This is a genomic window from Actinomadura sp. HBU206391 (assembly GCF_014323665.1).
GTDB lineage: Bacteria > Actinomycetota > Actinomycetes > Streptosporangiales > Streptosporangiaceae > Actinomadura_C.
Genome location: NZ_JABVEB010000035.1, coordinates 18,814 through 36,612, shown reverse-complemented (window position 1 = coordinate 36,612; position 17,799 = coordinate 18,814). Strand labels below are relative to the sequence as shown.

The following is a 17,799-nucleotide window of genomic DNA, read 5'->3' as shown; positions in this document are numbered from 1 at the left end:
GGCCTCGGTCCTGCCGGACCGAGGCGCAAGGTCGAGGGATCAGCCCTGGCGGACCGCACGCTTGTTCGCCAGCCGTGCGGCGTTCGGCCACCGGACGTCGCTCGCCCAGCGGAACTTCTCGAACGTCCAGATGATACGGGCACTGATGTCCACCTGGCCCGGGAGCACGCCATGCCGCGCGCACGTGGGGTCGGCGTGGTGCAGGTTGTGCCAGGACTCGCCCAGGGACAGGATCGCCAGCCACCAGACGTTGCGGGACTTGTCACGGACCTCGAAGTCCTTGACGCCGAAGGTATGGCAGATCGAATTGATCGACCAGGTCACGTGGTGGACCATGGAGATCCGGACGAAGGAGGCCCAGAAGAGCGCGGTCAGCGCACCCTGCCAGGACATGGTGATCAGGCCGCCGAGCACGGCGGGCAGCAGGAACGAGACCGCGACGAGCGCGGGGAAGGCCCGGTCGATGCGCCGGATGTCCTTGTCGGCGAGCAGATCGGGGGAGAACCGCTCCTGAGAGGTGCGCTTCTCGTCGAAGAACCAGCCGTAGTGCGCCCAGAACAGCCCCTTCGTCAGGGCCTTCCAGTCCGAGCCGAACCGCCACGGCGAGTGCGGGTCGGCCTCTTTGTCCGAGTACTTGTGGTGCCGGCGGTGGTCGGACACCCATGTGATCACCGGCCCCTGGATGGCCAGGCTGCCGGCCAGCGCCAGCGCGATGCGCAACGGACGTACGGCCTTGAACGAGCCGTGCGTGAAATGCCGGTGAAAGCCCACAGTGATGCCGGCCGCAGTGATGAAGTAGAACACCGCGCCGATCGCGACGTCGCTCCAGCCGAGCAGTCCCCAGGTCCATGCCAGGGGGACGGCGGCGAGAAGCGCCAGAAAGGGGACGCCGGTGAAAACTCCGGTGAGGACACGTTCGAACGTGCCTGAGGGCTCCGGCTCGATCTCGGAACGGACCTGTGCAGATGCGCGATCGAGGACGGGAGCTTCGGTCATGGGACACCGCTCTCTCTGAGGGAGACCTTACCTACGCAACCGTAACCTACGCTCGCGTAAGTAAACCAACCCCTCGTGGCTGAAGCCGACGTGAACGTGTGGCACACCCGACGTGACGTGGCTTTTATAACGGATTGGTCTCATGATTCTTACCCACCGACCCGCCCTCGACTCGCTGACCGGTCTATCGGTCGGCGACGCCTTCGGCGATCAGTTCTTCCTGCTGTCCAATCGCGGCCTGTCCGCCTCGGTCGATCTCCCTGCGGCCCCCTGGGAATGGTCGGACGACACGGAGATGGCGTGCTCGGTCCTCGATGTCCTATTGCGCTGCGGGTCCATTGACCAGGATGCCCTGGCGCGGGCCTTCGCCACCCGCCTGGACATCGGACGGCGCTACGGCGCCGGAGCGCTGGAACTGCTGGAGCGCGTACGGGACGGCGAGCGCTGGCAGACGGCGTCGGTGGAGGCGTTCGGGGGCAACGGGTCGTACGGCAACGGCGCCGCCATGCGGGTCGCGCCGCTCGGCGCGTACTTCGCCGGCGACCCGGAGCGGGCGGCGGCCGAGGCGGTCGCCTCGGCGGAGGTGACCCACGCGCACCCCGAGGGAGTCGCCGGCGCCGTCGCGGTCGCCGTGGCCGCCTCGCTCGCCGCTGCGGGCTCTGCCTCGGAACCCGACTCGGGGCCGGCCCCGGGGTCCGGCCCGCCCGACGCGTCATCGGGCTTCGTCGCCGGCGACCTCATCGAGGCGGCTCTGGATCTCGTACCGGCCGGTCAGGTGAGGCGCGGGCTGGATCGGGCGCTCGGTATGCGCGGCCACTCGGTGGAGCGGGCCGCACACGATCTCGGCAATGGCTCGCGGATCACGGCACCCGACACCGTGCCGTTCACCCTGTGGGTGGCCGCCCGCCACGGGGACGACTACGAAGCGGCGGTCCGCGCCTGCGTCGCAGTCGGGGGCGACGTGGACACCACTGCCGCCATCGTCGGCGGGATCGTGGCGGCCCGGGTCGGCGCGGAGGGGATCCCCGCCGCCTGGCGCGCGGCCCGCGAGCCACTGCCCGCCTGGGCGCCGCTCGGATGAATGGTCGCTCGCGGCGGAAAGACGCCGGCGGCGGAATGGCAATGGCCGGCGCCGCGCATATCGCGGCCGAGTCTTCGGCCATCGAGCGGCCGTCAGGTGGTATCGGTACGTCCGGCGCGGGGAGCGCCCGCACCGGGACACGGTCCAATTGGGTTGTGGGCGAACCCGCCGGGGCCGGTATCGTTGGCCTTGACCGAGGCTCTTCCTTTTGCTGAAGAGATGTCCGCTCGATCCGCCGTAGCGTAATTGGCAACGCAGCTGGTTTTGGTCCAGAAGACTCCAGGTTCGATCCCTGGCGGCGGAGCACACCGATGTCCACAGCGCATGCCGCCCCCGTGGTGCGGCAGGGCAATCACAACCTGTCGGAGTGACAGCGACAGGCCGGACGGTATCCTTCGATGGTCGGGCGGGCCGTGGCCTGCCATCACTGGTGTTCACGCAGGTCGTCGGCCATATGGCGCCTCCCGTGCGGCCCGACTGTCCCGTCCGCGACGCCGAGGAGTCTCCTCAAGTGAGCCCGGCTGCTGTAATCGTCCTCGCCGCTGGTGAGGGCACCCGGATGAAGTCCCGCACCTCCAAGGTCCTGCACGAGCTGTGCGGCCGCAGCATGGTCGGCCATGTGCTGACCGCGGCCCGCGAGCTCGACCCGCAGAGCCTGATCGTCGTGGTCGGCCACCGCCGCGACCAGGTCATCGCCCACCTCAAGGACATGGCTCCAGACGCCCAGCCCGTGGTCCAGGACCGGCAGGGTGGCACCGGGCATGCCGTACGCATGGTCTTCGAACAGGTCGGAGCCCTCGCCGGCACCGTCGTGGTCACCAACGGCGACCACCCGCTGCTGCGCGGCGAGACCCTCCGGGATCTCGTCCGCGTCCACGAGCAGGAGGGCAACGCGGCGACGATCCTGAGCACCGACATCCCGGACGCGACCGGTTACGGCCGCATCGTGCGCGAGGGCGACGGCAGCGTCAGCGCGATCGTCGAGCACAAGGACGCCGACGAGTCCCAGCGGGCCATCAGCGAGATCAACGTCGGCATGTACGCCTTCGACGGCGTGCTCCTCGGCGACGCGCTGGGCCGGGTGACCACCGACAATGCCAAGGGTGAGGAGTATCTCACCGACGTGATCGCCATCCTGCGCGGCGACGGCCACCGGGCCGGCGCCCACAAGGCGGCGGACTGGATCGAGACGCAGGGCGTCAACGATAAGGTGCAGCTGGCCCAGGCGACGAGGCAGCTCAACGACCGGCTGCTCGAACGGCACATGCGCGACGGCGTCACCGTGATAGACCCGCAGACCACCTGGGTCGACGTCGACGTCACGGCCGAGCCGGACGTCGTCCTCCACCCGGACACCCGGCTGCGCGGCCGTACCCATGTCAAGGCGGGCGCCGAGATCGGCCCGGGCACCACCCTGACCGACACCCTGGTCGGTGAGGACGCCACCGTCGTCAACGCCGTCTGCGTCGGCGCCGAGATCGGCCCGGAGGTCGGCGTCGGGCCCTTCGCCTATCTGCGGCCCGGCACCAGGCTGCGCCGCGGGGCCAAGGTCGGCACCTACGTCGAGATAAAGAACGCCGTAGTGGGGGAAGGCTCAAAGGTGCCTCATCTCACATACGTCGGGGACGCCGACATCGGAGCGGGCTCGAACATCGGCGCCGCGTGTGTCTTCGTCAACTACGACGGTGTGGAGAAGCACAGGAGCACCGTGGGCGACCACGTGAAGGTGGGCAGCGACAACATGATCGTCGCACCGGTCGAGATCGGCGACGGCGCCTACACCGCCGCCGGTTCGGTGATCGTGAGTGATGTCCCACCAGGGGCGATGGCGGTCGCCCGAGGCCGGCAGCGCAATATTGAGGGGTGGGTCGAGCGTAAACGCGCTGGGACCCCTGCCGCCGAGGCGGCACGCCGGGCCAGGGAAGCGTCCGCCGGCGAGTCATGAAGTCCAATGAGGGTGGGAGCGGAACGTGAGTGGCATGAAGGCGACCGGAGCGAAGAAACTGATGCTCTTCTCCGGCCGGGCGTACCCCGAGCTGGTCGAGGAGGTCGCGGACAACCTCGAGATCGAGTTGACTCCGACAGCGGCCTACGACTTCGCCAACGGCGAGACGTTCGTTCGGTTTCTGGAATCGGTGCGCGGGAGTGACGCCTTTGTCATGCAGAGCCACACCGCCCCCATTAACCATTGGATCATGGAGCAGCTGATCATGGTGGACGCGCTCAAGCGCGCGTCCGCCAAGACGATCACCGTGGTGGCCCCGTTCTTCGGCTACGCCCGTCAGGACAAGAAGCACCGGGGCCGCGAGCCCATCTCGGCGCGGCTCATGGCCGACCTGTTCAAGACCGCGGGGGCGGACCGGCTCATCACGGTCGACCTCCACACGGCGCAGATCCAGGGGTTCTTCGACGGGCCCGTAGACCATTTGTTCGCGCTCGACATCCTTGCGAGCTATGTCGAGAGCAAGCTCGACCCCTCGCAGGTGACCGTGGTGGCTCCGGACGCCGGCCGCGTGCGGGTCGCCGAGCGATGGACCGACCGGCTGGGCTGCCCGCTGGCGATCATCCACAAGCGGCGCGATCCAGAGGTGGCCAACGAGGTCAAGGTCTTCGAGGTCGTCGGTGAGGTCAAGGGCCGGACCTGTGTGATCGTCGACGACATGATCGACACCGGTGGCACGATCGTGAAGGCGGCGGACGCCCTGTTCGAGCAGGGAGCGGCCAAGGTCGTGGCGACCGCCACGCACGGCGTGCTGTCCGGCCCGGCGGTGGACCGGCTCAAGAACTCCCGGATCTCCGAGGTGGTTCTGACGAACACCTTGCCGATCCCCGAGGAGAAGCAGTACGACAAGCTGACGGTGCTGTCGATCGCGCCGCTGCTCGCCCGGGCGATCAATGAAGTGTTCAGCGACGGTTCGGTGACCAGTCTCTTCAGCGGCCAGTCCTGATCGCCGCCCTGATGCGGCCTGCGGGCCGTATATCGGCTAGACTCTTGGGACTGCGTGCGCCCCACGCTGTGCTGTACGGTCCCGTACGCCGCAGGGCGCGCCCCGACGATTTTCGACGCCGATACGAGCATCGAGTATCGGATCAGCACCGACCAGCTTTTATTCGACGAGGAGTTTTCGCCGTGTCCGAGGTACGCATCGCCGCCGAGCCGCGCACCGAGTTCGGTAAGGGTGCCGCCCGGCGCACCCGCCGGGCCGGCAAGGTGCCCGCTGTCCTCTATGGTCACGGCACCGACCCGCAGCACATCTCACTTCCCGGCCACGACCTCATGCGTGCCCTGAAGACCCCGAACGTGCTCCTCCGTGTGCACGGCCTCAACGGCGGCGAGGAACTCGCGCTGCCCAAGGACGTGCAGCGGGACCCGATCAAGGGTTTTCTCGAGCACATCGACCTTCTGCTGGTCAAACTGGGTGAGAAGGTCAACGTCGAGATCCCGGTGCAGGTGACCGGTGACATCGCGCCCGGCGGCATGCTGGACCAGCAGGTCGTCCAGATCGCGGTCGAGGCCGAGGCCACCCACATCCCGCAGTCCGTCGAGGTCGACGTCGAGGGCTTCGAGGTCGGTACCGCCGTCCTCGCCAAGGACCTGAAGCTCCCGCGTGGCGTCGCTCTGGCCGCCGATGACGAGCTGCTGGTCCTGCACGTCGTCGCGGAGAAGACCGCCGACCAGGTCGAGGCCGAGATCAGCGGCGAGGCGCCCGAGGCCGCCGAAGCCGAGCCCGCGGCCGAGGCGAGCACCGAATCCGCCGAGTGACCCACACCGATCCCCATCGGTGACCGAGCAATGCCCGAGAACGCCCCGTCCGACCAGGCGGGGCGTTTCGGCATGATGAGGCAGACGCCGCCCCAAGACCGTCCCGAGCCGACGAGCGGGGCGAACGGATGGACACTATGAGGGGCCCGGCGTCGTCTGGCCCCGAAGGCCTGCGAGGGGCGCGGCGGTGTCTGGACTGAGGAGCGAGCGAGTGCGAGGAACGAGCGCTCGTGAGCGACGAGGGAAGACACCGCCTCGAAGCGCCCCGAGCCGCCGCGCCGAAGGCGTGGCCATGAGCACAGCCCGAGCCGCCGAGCGGAGCGAGGCAATGAGCACAGCACCATGGTTGATAGTCGGGCTGGGCAACCCCGGTCCGGCGTACGCGGGGAACCGGCACAACGTCGGTTTCATGGTGGCCGACGCATTGGCCGGTCGCGTCGGTGGCCGGTTCAAGTCGCACAAGACGCGCGCCGAGGTCGTCGAGGGGCGTCTCGACGTTCCCGGCCCGAGCGGTGCCGGCACACGTGTGGTGCTGGCGAAGCCGCGGTCCTTCATGAACGTGTCCGGTGGGCCCGTGGCGGGGCTGCGTGACTTCTATAAGGTGCCGCTCGATCGGATCATCGTCGTGCACGACGAGCTCGACATCCCGTACGGCTCCATCCGGTTGAAGCGGGGCGGCGGGGACAATGGCCACAACGGGCTCCGGTCCGTCACCAAGTCGCTGGGCGACCGCGACTATCTGCGCATTCGATTCGGGGTGGGGCGCCCGCCCGGCCGGATGGACCCGGCCGATTTCGTTCTGCGCGACTTCTCCGCGACCGAACGCAAAGACCTCGATGTGCACGTCGAGCGCGCCGCGGACGCGGTGGAGGCGCTCATCGGGGCGGGCCTCGCGGACGCGCAGAACGCCTTCCACGGGGCTCAGTCACTGTGATCTCGATCACGTCGGGCCTCTCCCGTCACCCTGGATGATCTATTGAGCTCCCGGTCAGGCCCATGTCTGGACGAACGCGCCCGTCGGCCTTGCGGCGCCCGTAAGATGCTCGCCACATGAGGTTCGTGCGCTAGGTGAACCAAAGGTGCCCATCAGGCGTCCTTGTGACGTCTGAGTGGTGAGCAACTGGTGTGGCGGGGCGTGATGTACGTATGACAGTGGTCGATCGGGTTCTGGCTGATTCCACTTCCGGGCATCGGCGAGAGCAGGCGACCTCGTGGCCGAACTGGTATGTCCGCGCTGCGTTCGGAGTCGACTTCCTGAGCGTGCTCGCCGCGGGTTTCATCGCCTTCATCGTCCGGTTCGGCGCGCCGACCGCCTACAGCACCCGGTACGTCGTGGTCACCGCCTCGCTGCCGGTCCTCTGGATGGCGACGCTGGTGATGTTCCGTGCGCATGAGCGGCGCCTCATCGGTGTGGGGTCGGAGGAGTTCCGCCGGGTCCTGCAGGCCGGTTTCACCTGTACCGCCTCGCTGGCCATCCTGTCCTACGCCACCAAGACCGAGCTGGCCCGCGGTTATGTGGTGCTGGCACTGCCGCTCGCGACCGTACTGAATCTCTTCGGCCGCTTCCTGCTGCGCAAGCACCTGCACCGGCTGCGCAACGCCGGCACCTGCATGCGGCGCGTCGTCGCGGTGGGACACCGGGGTGCGGTGGCCGACCTGGTGCGCCAGCTGCGCCGCGAGCGCTACCACGGCATGGACGTCGTCGCCGTGTGCCTTCCCGAGGCCTTCGCGGCCGGGAACGAAGGGCTCAGCGAAGTCGAGGGCGTCCCGGTCATGGGCGCGTTCGGCGAGACGGCGCTGGTCGTCGATTCCATGAGGGCCGACACCGTGGCGGTGCTGGCCTGTCCCGAACTCGACGGGGTGGCGCTTCGTCGCCTGGCCTGGCAGCTGGAGAAGAACGACACCGACCTGGTGGTCGCGCCGGCCCTGATGGACGTGGCGGGCCCGCGCACGAGCATCCGCCCGGTGGCCGGTCTGCCGCTGCTGCACGTGGAGCATCCCGAGCTGAGCGGTAGCCGCCAGCTGCTCAAGAGCCTGTTCGACCGGGCCGCCGCGCTGTTCGCCGTGCTCCTGCTCGGTCCGCTGTTCGGCGCGATCGCGGTGGCGATCCGCCTCACCAGCAAGGGCCCGGCCCTGTTCCGGCAGACCCGGGTGGGCAAGGACGGCCACGAGTTCACCGTGCTGAAATTCCGCACGATGGTGCCCGACGCGGAGAAGCGCAAGGCCGCCCTCATCGCGCAGAACCAACACGACGACGGTGTGCTCTTCAAGATCAGAAGCGACCCGCGGGTGACCCCGATCGGGAGCTGGCTGCGCCGCTACTCCATCGACGAGCTGCCCCAGCTGATCAACGTGCTGCGGGGCGACATGTCGCTGGTGGGGCCCAGGCCGCCGCTGCCCGACGAGGTCGCGAAGTACGGCGACGACGTCCGGCGGCGTCTCGTCGTCAAACCGGGCATGACCGGTCTGTGGCAGGTCAGCGGGCGAGCGGATCTGTCCTGGGAGGAATCTGTACGCCTCGATCTGCGCTATGTGGAGAACTGGTCCCTCGCACTCGACCTGCAGATCCTGTGGAAGACCTGGTCTGCGGTCGCGCACGGGTCCGGTGCGTACTGAGCCGGTGAATCCGTAGCACCGCAGCCTCCGTGGTGTCGGGTCGTGTGAGTCTCGTCTCATGGGGCTCGGGTGTGCGGGATCGCCGGCCGGGCGTGATCAGGCCGATAGACCCAGCGGCGATGCCGCGCGACGACGAAGGCACGATGATGACGGAGCTCTCGGGGGACGGCCCGGTCGCGGCTGACGACCACGCGCTGGCGGCGGAGCTGGCCCGTTCGGCGGGGCGGCTGCTGCTGGATCTGCGCGCCGACAAGGGATTCGACGACCCCCGCGATCTGATGGACGCCGGCGACCAGGCGGCGCACGAGCATCTGATGGCGGCGCTGGCGAGATACCGGCCCGGGGACGCGGTCCTCAGTGAGGAGGGACCCGAAGGCCGGGCGGACCCGGCCCGGCTGGGCTCCGAGCGGGTCTGGATCATCGACCCGCTGGACGGCACCCGCGAGTTCGGCGAGGACGGCCGCGACGACTGGGCCGTGCACGTGGCCCTCTGGACGAAGGGGAGCCTCGTCGCGGGCGCCGTGGCGCTGCCGGCCTGGGGCAGGACCCTCGCGACCGTGTCGGGCGGCGCCGAGATCACCGACGAGAGCACGTCCGAGCGGTCACCACTGGTCACCCGCGATCTGCCGGACCTCAGCCGCATCCGGGTGACGGTGAGCCGCAGCAGGCCGCCACGGTTCATGCAGAGCCTTCAGGCCTACCTCGAGGCGCGGGGAGTGACCGCCGACATCGTCCCCATCGGATCGGCCGGCGCGAAGATCTCCGCGGTGCTGGTCGGCGAGGTCGACGCCTACGTTCACGCGGGCGGCCAGTACGAATGGGACTCGGCGGCACCGGTCGCCGTGGCGCTCGCCGCGGGCGCCCACGCATCCCGGATCGACGGCTCCGAGCTGGTCTACAACCAACACGACCCCACACTGCCGGATATCCTGGTTTGCCACCCGGAGTTGGCGCCGATGATGCTCGCCGGCATTCGGGAGAGCAACGGTGGCGATTGAACGTCGCCCGGGCGACGTCGTTTGATGGACGTCGTCTGTTGAAGCCGAATACCGAATCCACCTGCCCAGGCGATGCCGCCCGACCACGCGGAGAGAGAGCTCTGTCCCATGCGCAGTGACTACCTGCTGTCCCAGCTCGCTGTTCTGGAGGCCGAGTCGATCCACATCATCCGTGAGGTGGCGGCCGAGTTCGAGCGCCCCGTCCTGCTGTTCTCGGGGGGCAAGGACAGCATCGTGATGCTGCGCCTGGCCGAGAAGGCGTTCTGGCCCGCGCCGATCCCATTCCCGGTGATGCACGTCGACACCGGCCACAACTTCCCGGAAGTGATCGAGTACCGCGATCGCCGGGTCGCCGAGATGGGCGTACGGCTGGTCGTCGCGTCGGTGCAGGAGGCGATCGACAAGGGCCGGGTGGTCGAGGAGACCGGGCGGCGGGCCAGCCGCAACCGCCTGCAGACGGTGCCGCTGCTCGACGCGATCGAGGAGCACGAGTTCACGGCGGCGTTCGGCGGGGCCAGAAGGGACGAGGAGAAGGCTCGCGCCAAGGAGCGCGTGGTGTCCTTCCGCGACGACTTCGGCCAGTGGGACCCGAAGAACCAGCGGCCGGAGCTGTGGAACCTCTACAACACCCGGATCCGCCGGGGTGAACACGTCCGGGTCTTCCCGCTGTCGAACTGGACCGAACTCGACATCTGGGACTACATCCAGACCGAGGAGCTGGAGATCCCGCCGATCTACTTCTCGCACACCCGCATGGTCTTCGAACGCGACGGCATGCTGCTCGCCGACAGCCCGTACGCGGCCCGCGGCGAGGACGAGCCGGCGTTCGAGGCGTTGGTGCGTTATCGCACGGTCGGCGACATGAGCTGCACCGGCGCCGTCAAGTCGACCGCGTCGACCCTCGATGAGGTCATCGAGGAGATCGCGGCGACGCGGATCACCGAGCGCGGCCAGACCCGCGCCGACGACCGGGCCAGCGAGGCGGCCATGGAAGACCGCAAGAAGGAAGGTTACTTCTAGTCATGTCCATGGACATTCTGCGGTTCGCCACCGCCGGTTCGGTCGATGACGGGAAATCCACGCTCATCGGCAGGTTGCTGTTCGACTCCAAGTCGATCTTCGAGGACCAGCTCGAGGCGGTCGAGCGCACCAGCGCCGATCGGGGCGAGGAGTACACCAACCTCGCGCTGCTCACCGACGGCCTCCGGGCCGAGCGCGAGCAGGGCATCACGATCGACGTCGCCTACCGCTACTTCGCGACGCCGAAGCGGAAGTTCATCATCGCCGACACTCCCGGCCACATTCAGTACACGCGGAACATGGTGACCGGGGCCTCCACCGCGGATCTGGCGATCATCCTGATCGACGCCCGTAAGGGGCTGCTGGAGCAGTCGCGGCGGCACGCGTTCCTCACGACGCTGCTCAAGGTGCCGCATCTGGTCCTCGCGGTGAACAAGATGGACCTGGTCGACTACGACCAGGCGGTGTTCGACCGCATCCATGACGAGTTCACCGCGTTCGCGGCCAAGCTCAAGGTGGGCGACCTGACGTTCATCCCGATCTCGGCGCTGCACGGCGACAACGTGGTCGACCGGTCGGTGAACATGCCGTGGTTCGACGGCCCGTCGCTGCTGCACCATCTGGAGAACGTGCACATCGCCTCGGACCGCAACCTCATCGATGTGCGCTTCCCCGTGCAGTACGTCATCAGGCCGCACAAGTCGACCGATCCGGAGCTGCACGACTACCGGGGCTACGCGGGTCAGGTCGCCGGCGGCGTTCTCAAGCCCGGGGACGAGGTCGTGCACCTGCCTTCGGGCCTGAACACGAAGATCACCTCGATCGTCGGCCCGGACGGCGGGCCGGTCGACGAGGCGTTCCCCCCGATGTCGGTGACGCTGCGGCTGGCCGACGACATCGACATCTCCCGGGGCGACATGATCGCCCGGCCCAACAACCGTCCCCGGGTGGCTCAGGACCTGGACGCCATGGTCTGCTGGATGAGCGACACGCGGGCGCTGACCCCCCGCACCAAGCTGGTCATCAAGCACACGACCCGTACGGCCAGGACCATGGTCACCGGCCTGCAGTACCGGCTGGACGTGAACACACTGCACCGCGACGAGAACGCCGAGTCGCTGGGGCTCAACGAGATCGGCCGGATCAACCTGCGCGTCACTCAGCCGCTCTTCGTCGACGACTATGGACGTAACCGGCTGACCGGAGGATTCATCCTCATCGACGAGGCCACCAACGCTACCGTTGGCGCAGGAATGATCACCGACGCCAGGTGACCGGGTGACCGACGCCCCGGGTGACCGACGTTCCGGGCAAGCGACGTTCCAGCCAACAGACGCCAGATGACAGAGGCCGGCCATGGACACCCCCCGACATCTCCCGCCCCAACCGACCGGCGTCCGGCCCTCCGTGGGGGTCGTGCTGCCGACGCACAACCGCCCGGAACTGCTCCGTAAGGCGCTCGACGCGGTGCTGGCCCAGGAGTACGACGGGGAACTGCGCGCGGTCGTCGTCTACGACCGGGCCGAGCCCGACCAGAGCCTCGCCGGCGACCGCGTGCGGCTCATCACCAACACCCGTTCGCCCGGGCTGGCCGGAGCCCGCAACAGCGGAATCCTCGCACTCGACACCGACCTGGTCGCCTTCTGCGACGACGACGATGTCTGGCTGCCCGGCAAGCTCGCCGCCCAGGTCGACGCGCTCACCGCCGATGCCGGAGCGGAACTGGTCAGCTGCGGCATCCTCATCGACTTCGACGGGGAGCGGATCCCGCGGCTCGCCGAGACCGACCAGGTGACCTACGACCAGCTCGTACGGTCCCGGATGGTCATGGTGCACTCCTCCACCTACGTGGCCCGGCGCACCGCGCTGGTCCAGATGGGGATGGTCGACGAGGAGATCCCGGGCAGCCAGGGGGAGGACTGGGATCTGGCGCTGCGGGCCGCGCGGCGTCACCCGATCGTTAACGTCGATCATCCGTACGTCCAGGTGCTGTGGGGCAGAACGTCCTACTATGCCCAAGCCTGGGAAACGAAAATCGCGGCCCTTCAATGGTTCCTCGACCGGTACCCCGAGATAGCACGGTCACCGGTCGGCGGTGCCCGGGTCTACGCGCAGATCGCTTTCGGCCACGCCTGTGTGGGGCGGCGGCGCGAGGCGGTGCGATGGGCTGGCCGTGCCCTGCGGGCGAACTGGAAGGAGCAACGGGTGCCGTTCGCGCTGGCGGTGGCGTCCGGGCTCGTCTCCGGTGAGCGGGTGCTGCTCGCACTGCACGCTCGCGGCCGCGGCATCTGACCGAGCGGAGGAGAATGTGAAGGCGCGTACGCGCGCGGCGACGGCGATGTTCGCGGCGGCGGCGGTCCTGCTTCCCATGGGCTGTGCCGGCAGCGAGGCCAAGGCACCCCAGATCAAGTCCACGGTCCGGCCCGGTGTCGCTCCCACGCCGTCGGCGCAGGGCGCGTACTTCGGCGCCTTCGTCGAACCGTCGCGGTCCTATCGCGGGCGGCCCGGCCCTCTCGGCGCCGTGACCGGTTTCGAGGCCAGCCTCGGCCGGGAGATGGACGTGGTGCACACCTTCCGGAACTGGGATCAACCCTTTCCGCGCGAGGCCGATACCGCCGTACTGAACAGCAACCGCTATCTGCTGCTGTCCTGGAACGGCACCGACACCAAGGTCGTCGCGTCCGGAGCGGGCGACCGGGTGATCCGCGAACGGGCGCGGGCGATCAAGGCGACCGCCAAGCCGATCTTCCTTCGCTGGCAGCCGGGGATGGACCGGTCGGCGCTCAGGTCCAGGATCAACTCGCCCGCCGACTACGTCGCCGCCTGGAAGCACATCCGGGCGGTCTTCCGGCAGGAGGGGGTCGACAACGTCGCCTGGGTCTGGTGTCCGACAGCGGCGGGCTTCGCTGACGGCAAGGCCGCCGAGTACTACCCCGGCGACGAGGAGATCGACTGGATCTGCGGGGACGCCTACCCGGGCACCGGCGCCGACTACCGGGATGTGTCCGAGGCGATGAAGAACTTCATGGACTGGGCCAAGTCCCACCCCAAGCCGATCATGGTGGCCGAGTTCGGCGTGCCGCGGTCCTACGCCGGGAGGCGGGCCGAGTGGCTGCGCAAGGCGGCCAAGACCCTGCAGAACCCGCAGGTCAAGGCGGTCGTCTACTTCGACTCCGACAAGGCGGGCAAGACGTCCGCCGAGCGCTACTCGCTCGGCGGCGACCAGGCGGCCACGTCGGCCATGCGCGAATTCGCGACCACGCCCTATTTCAACCCGCGCAACCTGCCAGTCAAGAGCACCTAGCGGGCCGGCCTGGCCCGGAAGGCGGAGCCGGCCGCCATGTCCCGCCAGGCGGCCAGAGCGGCCGGCGACGTGCGGTAGTCGAACTGGCATGGCTGTCCCGACGGCGGACCCGTGTAGCGGTCGTCCCAGTGCGCCAGAGCACGGTAGGCGCGGTACTTCGGCCGGTCGAACAATGCGGCGGCGTCGCGGATCCACTGGGCCTTGCGCCCCGGCCGGGACCGGTCCTCGACCGAGCCCCACTCCAGCACCATCAGGTCCTTGCCGGGATGCCGCAGACCGAACCGCCGATGCGGTTCGATGAGGTCGGCCAGGCTGGTCCACCGGCCCCTGCCCCCGCGGCAGTCGTACCAGTTGTAGGCGTCCACGGCGATGCCGTCGACATAGCGGTCACCGGGATAGTACTTGTCGGCGTAGCCCTGCTGGAACGCCTGGTCGGTCATCGTCCAGACATACCGAACGTTGGTGACCCCGGCCTCGCGGTGGGTGGAGACGAGCCGCCGCCAGGCGGCCACGAAGTCGGCCGGCTCGCCCATCGGCCGCGACGTCTTGGCGTCCGGCTCGTGGTTGAAGATCAGATAGACGGTCGCCCGGAAGCTCTTGAGCTCGCGCGCCTGCCGGTGGAGATCGGCGTCCAGCGGGCTGCCCGGAGCGGCGTTCGCGATATCGCGCCATCGCAGCAGCGACCCGTCCAGGAGCCGGGACTTCACCGACAGGAACACCGTGTGATGCGTGCGCTTGGCCCATCGCTGGTCGGCGCCGATCAGCGGCTCGTTCCAACGTTTGAAGGCCCGGATGCCCTGGACCCGGCGCCCCGTCTCTCGCTCCCGCTCGATCGTCTCGGCGCGCGAGTTGCCCACTGCTCCCAGGATCACGCCGTCCTGGTCGCCGGACGCCCCTGTGCGGTCCGCTCGTCCCCGCGCGTCCGGCGCGCGGAAGGCGTCCCCGGCCGCCAGGCCCGGGATGAGGACGGCGATGGTGAGCGCCGTGACAGCCGCCCCCCGCCCGGCTCTGGCGATGAACGCTCGCATTCGCCTACGGGCGAGAACGCACGCAGGCGAACAGGTGCCGCCCGTAGTTGTCGGCGTACGGGGGCCGCGCGTCGTCATCGGGGCCGAGGTCGACGATCTCGTCGAAGGAGGTGTTCGCACGGAGGAAGTCGGCGATGGTGGCGGGGTTCCAGCCGCGCAGCGAGCTCTTGAACCATGCCTCGTTCTCCTGGCCGGTGTCGAAGAACAGCACCCGGCCGGTCGCGTCGTCCAGCAGCTTGATGAGTTCCTCGTGGCCGACCGAACCGCGCCCGAGCACGAAGTGGTGCAGGAGGCTGAAGCAGGAGACCACGTCCCAGGGACGCTCGGCGGCACGGAGCACCTCGACGCAGTCGCCGGTGCTGATCACTCCGTCGGGCAGCCCGTAGACGGCCTGGCCCAGCGGTACGGCGAGGGGGTCGCGTTCGATGCCACCGGCCGTGAAGCCGGCCTGCCGCAGTTGGTCCACGAACCAGCCGTAGCAGCTCGCGACATCGAGATAGGTGGCCGGAGCGCCGATGCCGCGCTCCTGGAGGAAGGCCAGCATCTTGTCGCGCCGGTCGGTGCAGCGGCGCACCGTCGTCCATTCGTCCTGAAGCTCCGGGGCGTCGATCGGCTGGTAGAGCTCCTTGGTCCCGTCGAGCCAGCTCATCTTCAGGAGCAGGTCCTGCAGCGGCGTGGTCACGGGCGCCCACTTGGCGACGACCCGTGCGGTGGTCTCGCCCCGATGGGCGGCGAGCGCCAGCCGGTGATGGCCGTCGAGCACCTGGTAGTACGAGGAGTTCCGGACCGGCGCCACCAGCACGGGGTCGAGCGATCCGCTCTGCTGCGGGCGCCGGTCGCCGCCGGCCTCCGCCCCCCGCGACCGGCCGATGAAGGCGCGGGCCGAGGCGACCACTCCCGCGTCGTCGGTGGCCCCGAAGTAGTCGCCGCCGGCCTCGATGCACCGTCGCCCGAGGCGGCCGTACGGGCTGTCCAGCAGTTCCTCGTCGGTCGGTTCGCCGGCGGCCGCCTGTCGCAGCAGTGCGACGTGCGGGCCCTCGAGCAGCGGCGTCGACGGCCAGAGCAGATCATCCGTACGCTCCGCGAAGCCCCGCGCGGTCCAGCCGCCCTGCGCGCCCACCAGCAGCCGGTCCAGGGGGACGGAGATCCGCCAGGGGCGGCGCAGGATCGCCGTCGAGATGAGGACACGGGCCTTCGGCGGGACGGGCAGCGCGCGGCCGGTGTCGACGATCCGCCCGTACACGGGCCCGCTCGGAGCCAGCCCCGCCTTGCGCAGAGCCGTCCGCGACTTGCGGCGTACCTGGTCAGGAACCGTGGACATGAACACTCCTCATCGGGACGGCGTCGGGTGGAGCGGGGGGCGTGGGCGCGGCCCGGCCGGGCAGCAGCGAGCCGAAGGCGTTGAGTCCGAGGCGTTGCCGGGCGACCCACAGCAGCGTGACGTACAGGGCGGCGCCGGGGATCAGACCGGCGCACACGGCGCCGACCCCGGTGCCCAGGCCTGCCCTGGACAGCAGCGGGAGGGCGGCGAAGCTCACCGCCGCCGAACCTGCCGCCCACAGCAGCCCGGCGCTCATGGGGCTCATGCCGAGGATCCGGCGCACCTGAACGAGCGGCAGCAGATTGCGCGTGACGATGGCGGCGGCCCATGCGACCGCCGCGCCCACGATGCCGTAGTGCGGGATCAGCAGCAGGTTGAGGACCAGGTTGACCGCCAGCGCGGCGGCGTTGTTGACCAGGCTCAGCCCGCTGCGCCCGGCCATCAGCAGCATCACGTCGACCGGCCCGCTCGCGGTGGCGAGCAGCATGGTGAGGGCGAGGATCACGGTGGCGGCCTGCCCCGCGTCGGCGTAACCCGCGCCGAAGGAGCTCAGATAGGCGGGCGCGGCCGTCGCCACGGCAAGATGCACCGGCCAGGTGAGCGCTACGGTCCAGGTCGTGCTCACCGCGAACACGCGGCCCGCCGTCGCGTCGTCGGACAGCGTCAGCAATCTGCTCACCGCGGGCTGCATCACCTGCTGGATGGCCTGGGTGCCGAGCTGTCCCACCACCATGAACCGGGTCGCGGCGGTGTAGATGGCGGCGTCACGTGCGGAGCCGAGGGCCGCGATGAGCACGATGTCGACGCGTTGCAGCGCGGTCTGGAAGATCTGCGCGACCGCGCGGGGCGCGGTGTAGGACCAGAATTCGCGGATCGGTCCGTGCCCGGCCGGGGCCTGCGGCGTCTCGGGGGCCCGCGTGGCGGGCTCCTGAGACGCCGGGGGGCGCTTGCCGACCGCATGAAGAGCGGAGGCGGGGATGGCCGCGGTCTCGGCGGCCGCCACGCGCTCGGCGGGCGACACGGCGGCGAGCCGGCGGTACCAGACGGCGGCCGCGATCGCGCCGGGCAGGTAGGGGAACGCCCAGGCCAGGGCCAGTGCGGCGGCGTGGTCGGAGACGAGCGGCGCGATGGCGACGCCGGTGACCTGTGCCGCCTGCCGGAAGATCTTCTCGATCAGGACGGTGGGGCGCATGGTGGCATGCCCGCGGGTCGCCGCGAGGAGCCCGTCGTGCAACGCCGCGATCGGCAGGAAGATCGCGAGGACCCGCAGCATGGCGGTCAGCTGCGCGGCATGGGCGTCGTCGATCACCCCGGCGGCCCAGGGCGCGGCCACCGCCACGGCGAACGCGGCGACGCAGGCGGTGGCCAGCACCGGGATCAGCGCGATCGGGACCGTGCGCCGGGCCGCCGCCCGATCACCGAGCGCCAGGTGCCGGGGCAGCCACCGGACCAGCCCCGCGTCGGAGCCCAGGCCCGACACGGCCCCCAGGATGATGAACAGCGACGTGGCGGCGAAGAAGGCGCCCGCGACCTGCTGTGAGTAGACGTGCGCCACCACGACGACCAGGGCCAGCCCGAGTACGCCCGCGGACACCGCGCCGGCGAGGTTGAGCGCTCCACCCCGGGCGAGCCGGTTCATGGTGGGCTCCATGCGTGCGGAGCTCATGTGGCG

15 protein-coding genes and 1 tRNA gene are annotated in these 17,799 nt (G+C 69.5%); 12 read left to right on the top strand and 4 right to left on the bottom strand.

Going from position 1 to position 17,799, the window contains the following annotated elements:
• Positions 1-39: 39 nt before the first annotated feature.
• Positions 40-996 (bottom strand): acyl-CoA desaturase, encoded by a 957-nt coding sequence (locus tag HKK72_RS14425; RefSeq protein ID WP_187234856.1) that lies wholly within the window; start codon positions 994-996, stop codon positions 40-42.
• A 142-nt stretch (positions 997-1,138) separates the two neighbouring features.
• Here HKK72_RS14425 and HKK72_RS14420 point away from each other — a divergent pair, with 142 nt between their 5' ends.
• The 12 genes from HKK72_RS14420 (at position 1,139) to HKK72_RS14365 (ending at position 13,778) form a co-directional block, all read left to right on the top strand.
• On the top strand, positions 1,139-2,077 hold the full coding sequence (locus HKK72_RS14420; protein ID WP_187234855.1) for an ADP-ribosylglycohydrolase family protein: 939 nt from the start codon (positions 1,139-1,141) through the stop codon (positions 2,075-2,077).
• 231 nt (positions 2,078-2,308) lie between these two features.
• Positions 2,309-2,381: transfer RNA gene (locus HKK72_RS14415), tRNA-Gln, on the top strand.
• Between the two features lie 207 nt (positions 2,382-2,588).
• Entirely contained in the window at positions 2,589-4,022 is a 1,434-nt protein-coding gene (glmU, locus tag HKK72_RS14410) for a bifunctional UDP-N-acetylglucosamine diphosphorylase/glucosamine-1-phosphate N-acetyltransferase GlmU (RefSeq protein ID WP_315987247.1), read from the top strand.
• A 25-nt stretch (positions 4,023-4,047) separates the two neighbouring features.
• Positions 4,048-5,025, top strand: coding sequence for a ribose-phosphate diphosphokinase (locus tag HKK72_RS14405; RefSeq protein ID WP_187234853.1), 978 nt, complete (start codon positions 4,048-4,050; stop codon positions 5,023-5,025).
• 182 nt (positions 5,026-5,207) lie between these two features.
• The gene (locus HKK72_RS14400; RefSeq protein ID WP_187234852.1) at positions 5,208-5,840 is read left to right on the top strand and encodes a 50S ribosomal protein L25/general stress protein Ctc; all 633 of its coding nucleotides are present in this window, start codon (positions 5,208-5,210) and stop codon (positions 5,838-5,840) included.
• Positions 5,841-6,168: 328 nt separating this feature from the next.
• The gene (pth, locus tag HKK72_RS14395) at positions 6,169-6,774 is read left to right on the top strand and encodes an aminoacyl-tRNA hydrolase (RefSeq protein WP_187234851.1); all 606 of its coding nucleotides are present in this window, start codon (positions 6,169-6,171) and stop codon (positions 6,772-6,774) included.
• Positions 6,775-6,986: 212 nt separating this feature from the next.
• Positions 6,987-8,456: a sugar transferase gene (locus HKK72_RS14390; protein ID WP_187234850.1), complete on the top strand. Its 1,470-nt coding sequence runs from the start codon at positions 6,987-6,989 to the stop codon at positions 8,454-8,456.
• A gap of 146 nt (positions 8,457-8,602) precedes the next feature.
• Entirely contained in the window at positions 8,603-9,454 is an 852-nt protein-coding gene (locus HKK72_RS14385; RefSeq protein WP_315987251.1) for a 3'(2'),5'-bisphosphate nucleotidase CysQ, read from the top strand.
• Between the two features lie 108 nt (positions 9,455-9,562).
• On the top strand, positions 9,563-10,474 hold the full coding sequence (cysD, locus tag HKK72_RS14380) for a sulfate adenylyltransferase subunit CysD (RefSeq protein ID WP_187234849.1): 912 nt from the start codon (positions 9,563-9,565) through the stop codon (positions 10,472-10,474).
• Between the two features lie 2 nt (positions 10,475-10,476).
• Entirely contained in the window at positions 10,477-11,748 is a 1,272-nt protein-coding gene (locus tag HKK72_RS14375) for a sulfate adenylyltransferase subunit 1 (protein ID WP_187234848.1), read from the top strand.
• 82 nt (positions 11,749-11,830) lie between these two features.
• Positions 11,831-12,766 (top strand): glycosyltransferase family 2 protein, encoded by a 936-nt coding sequence (locus HKK72_RS14370; protein WP_187234847.1) that lies wholly within the window; start codon positions 11,831-11,833, stop codon positions 12,764-12,766.
• A 16-nt stretch (positions 12,767-12,782) separates the two neighbouring features.
• Positions 12,783-13,778: a glycoside hydrolase family 26 protein gene (locus tag HKK72_RS14365; protein ID WP_315987246.1), complete on the top strand. Its 996-nt coding sequence runs from the start codon at positions 12,783-12,785 to the stop codon at positions 13,776-13,778.
• On the opposite strand, the gene HKK72_RS14360 is transcribed toward HKK72_RS14365, so the two are convergent.
• Genes HKK72_RS14360 through HKK72_RS14350 form a run of 3 tightly spaced genes read right to left on the bottom strand, consistent with a single transcriptional unit; the run spans position 13,775 to position 17,793 of the window.
• A complete protein-coding gene (locus HKK72_RS14360; RefSeq protein ID WP_187234846.1) occupies positions 13,775-14,806 on the bottom strand; it encodes a glycosyl hydrolase in 1,032 nt (343 codons plus the stop codon). The genes HKK72_RS14365 and HKK72_RS14360 overlap by 4 nt on opposite strands.
• A gap of 4 nt (positions 14,807-14,810) precedes the next feature.
• On the bottom strand, positions 14,811-16,127 hold the full coding sequence (locus HKK72_RS14355) for a ParB N-terminal domain-containing protein (protein ID WP_187234845.1): 1,317 nt from the start codon (positions 16,125-16,127) through the stop codon (positions 14,811-14,813).
• Positions 16,111-17,793, bottom strand: a complete 1,683-nt coding sequence (locus HKK72_RS14350; protein ID WP_187234844.1) for a polysaccharide biosynthesis C-terminal domain-containing protein — start codon at positions 17,791-17,793, stop codon at positions 16,111-16,113. The genes HKK72_RS14355 and HKK72_RS14350 overlap by 17 nt, the downstream gene beginning before the upstream one ends.
• Positions 17,794-17,799 lie beyond the last annotated feature (6 nt).

Excerpts from the sequence above, each read along its gene's own strand:
- HKK72_RS14385 (WP_315987251.1), top strand. The coding sequence starts at position 8,603 with ATGACGGAGCTCTCGGGGGACGGCCCGGTCGCGGCTGACGACCACGCG.
- HKK72_RS14390 (WP_187234850.1), top strand. The coding sequence starts at position 6,987 with ATGACAGTGGTCGATCGGGTTCTGGCTGATTCCACTTCCGGGCATCGG.
- HKK72_RS14360 (WP_187234846.1), bottom strand. The coding sequence starts at position 14,806 with ATGCGAGCGTTCATCGCCAGAGCCGGGCGGGGGGCGGCTGTCACGGCG.
- cysD (WP_187234849.1), top strand. The coding sequence starts at position 9,563 with ATGCGCAGTGACTACCTGCTGTCCCAGCTCGCTGTTCTGGAGGCCGAG.
- HKK72_RS14425 (WP_187234856.1), bottom strand. The coding sequence starts at position 996 with ATGACCGAAGCTCCCGTCCTCGATCGCGCATCTGCACAGGTCCGTTCC.
- HKK72_RS14370 (WP_187234847.1), top strand. The coding sequence starts at position 11,831 with ATGGACACCCCCCGACATCTCCCGCCCCAACCGACCGGCGTCCGGCCC.
- HKK72_RS14350 (WP_187234844.1), bottom strand. The coding sequence starts at position 17,793 with ATGAGCTCCGCACGCATGGAGCCCACCATGAACCGGCTCGCCCGGGGT.
- HKK72_RS14375 (WP_187234848.1), top strand. The coding sequence starts at position 10,477 with ATGTCCATGGACATTCTGCGGTTCGCCACCGCCGGTTCGGTCGATGAC.
- pth (WP_187234851.1), top strand. The coding sequence starts at position 6,169 with ATGAGCACAGCACCATGGTTGATAGTCGGGCTGGGCAACCCCGGTCCG.
- HKK72_RS14355 (WP_187234845.1), bottom strand. The coding sequence starts at position 16,127 with ATGTCCACGGTTCCTGACCAGGTACGCCGCAAGTCGCGGACGGCTCTG.
- HKK72_RS14420 (WP_187234855.1), top strand. The coding sequence starts at position 1,139 with ATGATTCTTACCCACCGACCCGCCCTCGACTCGCTGACCGGTCTATCG.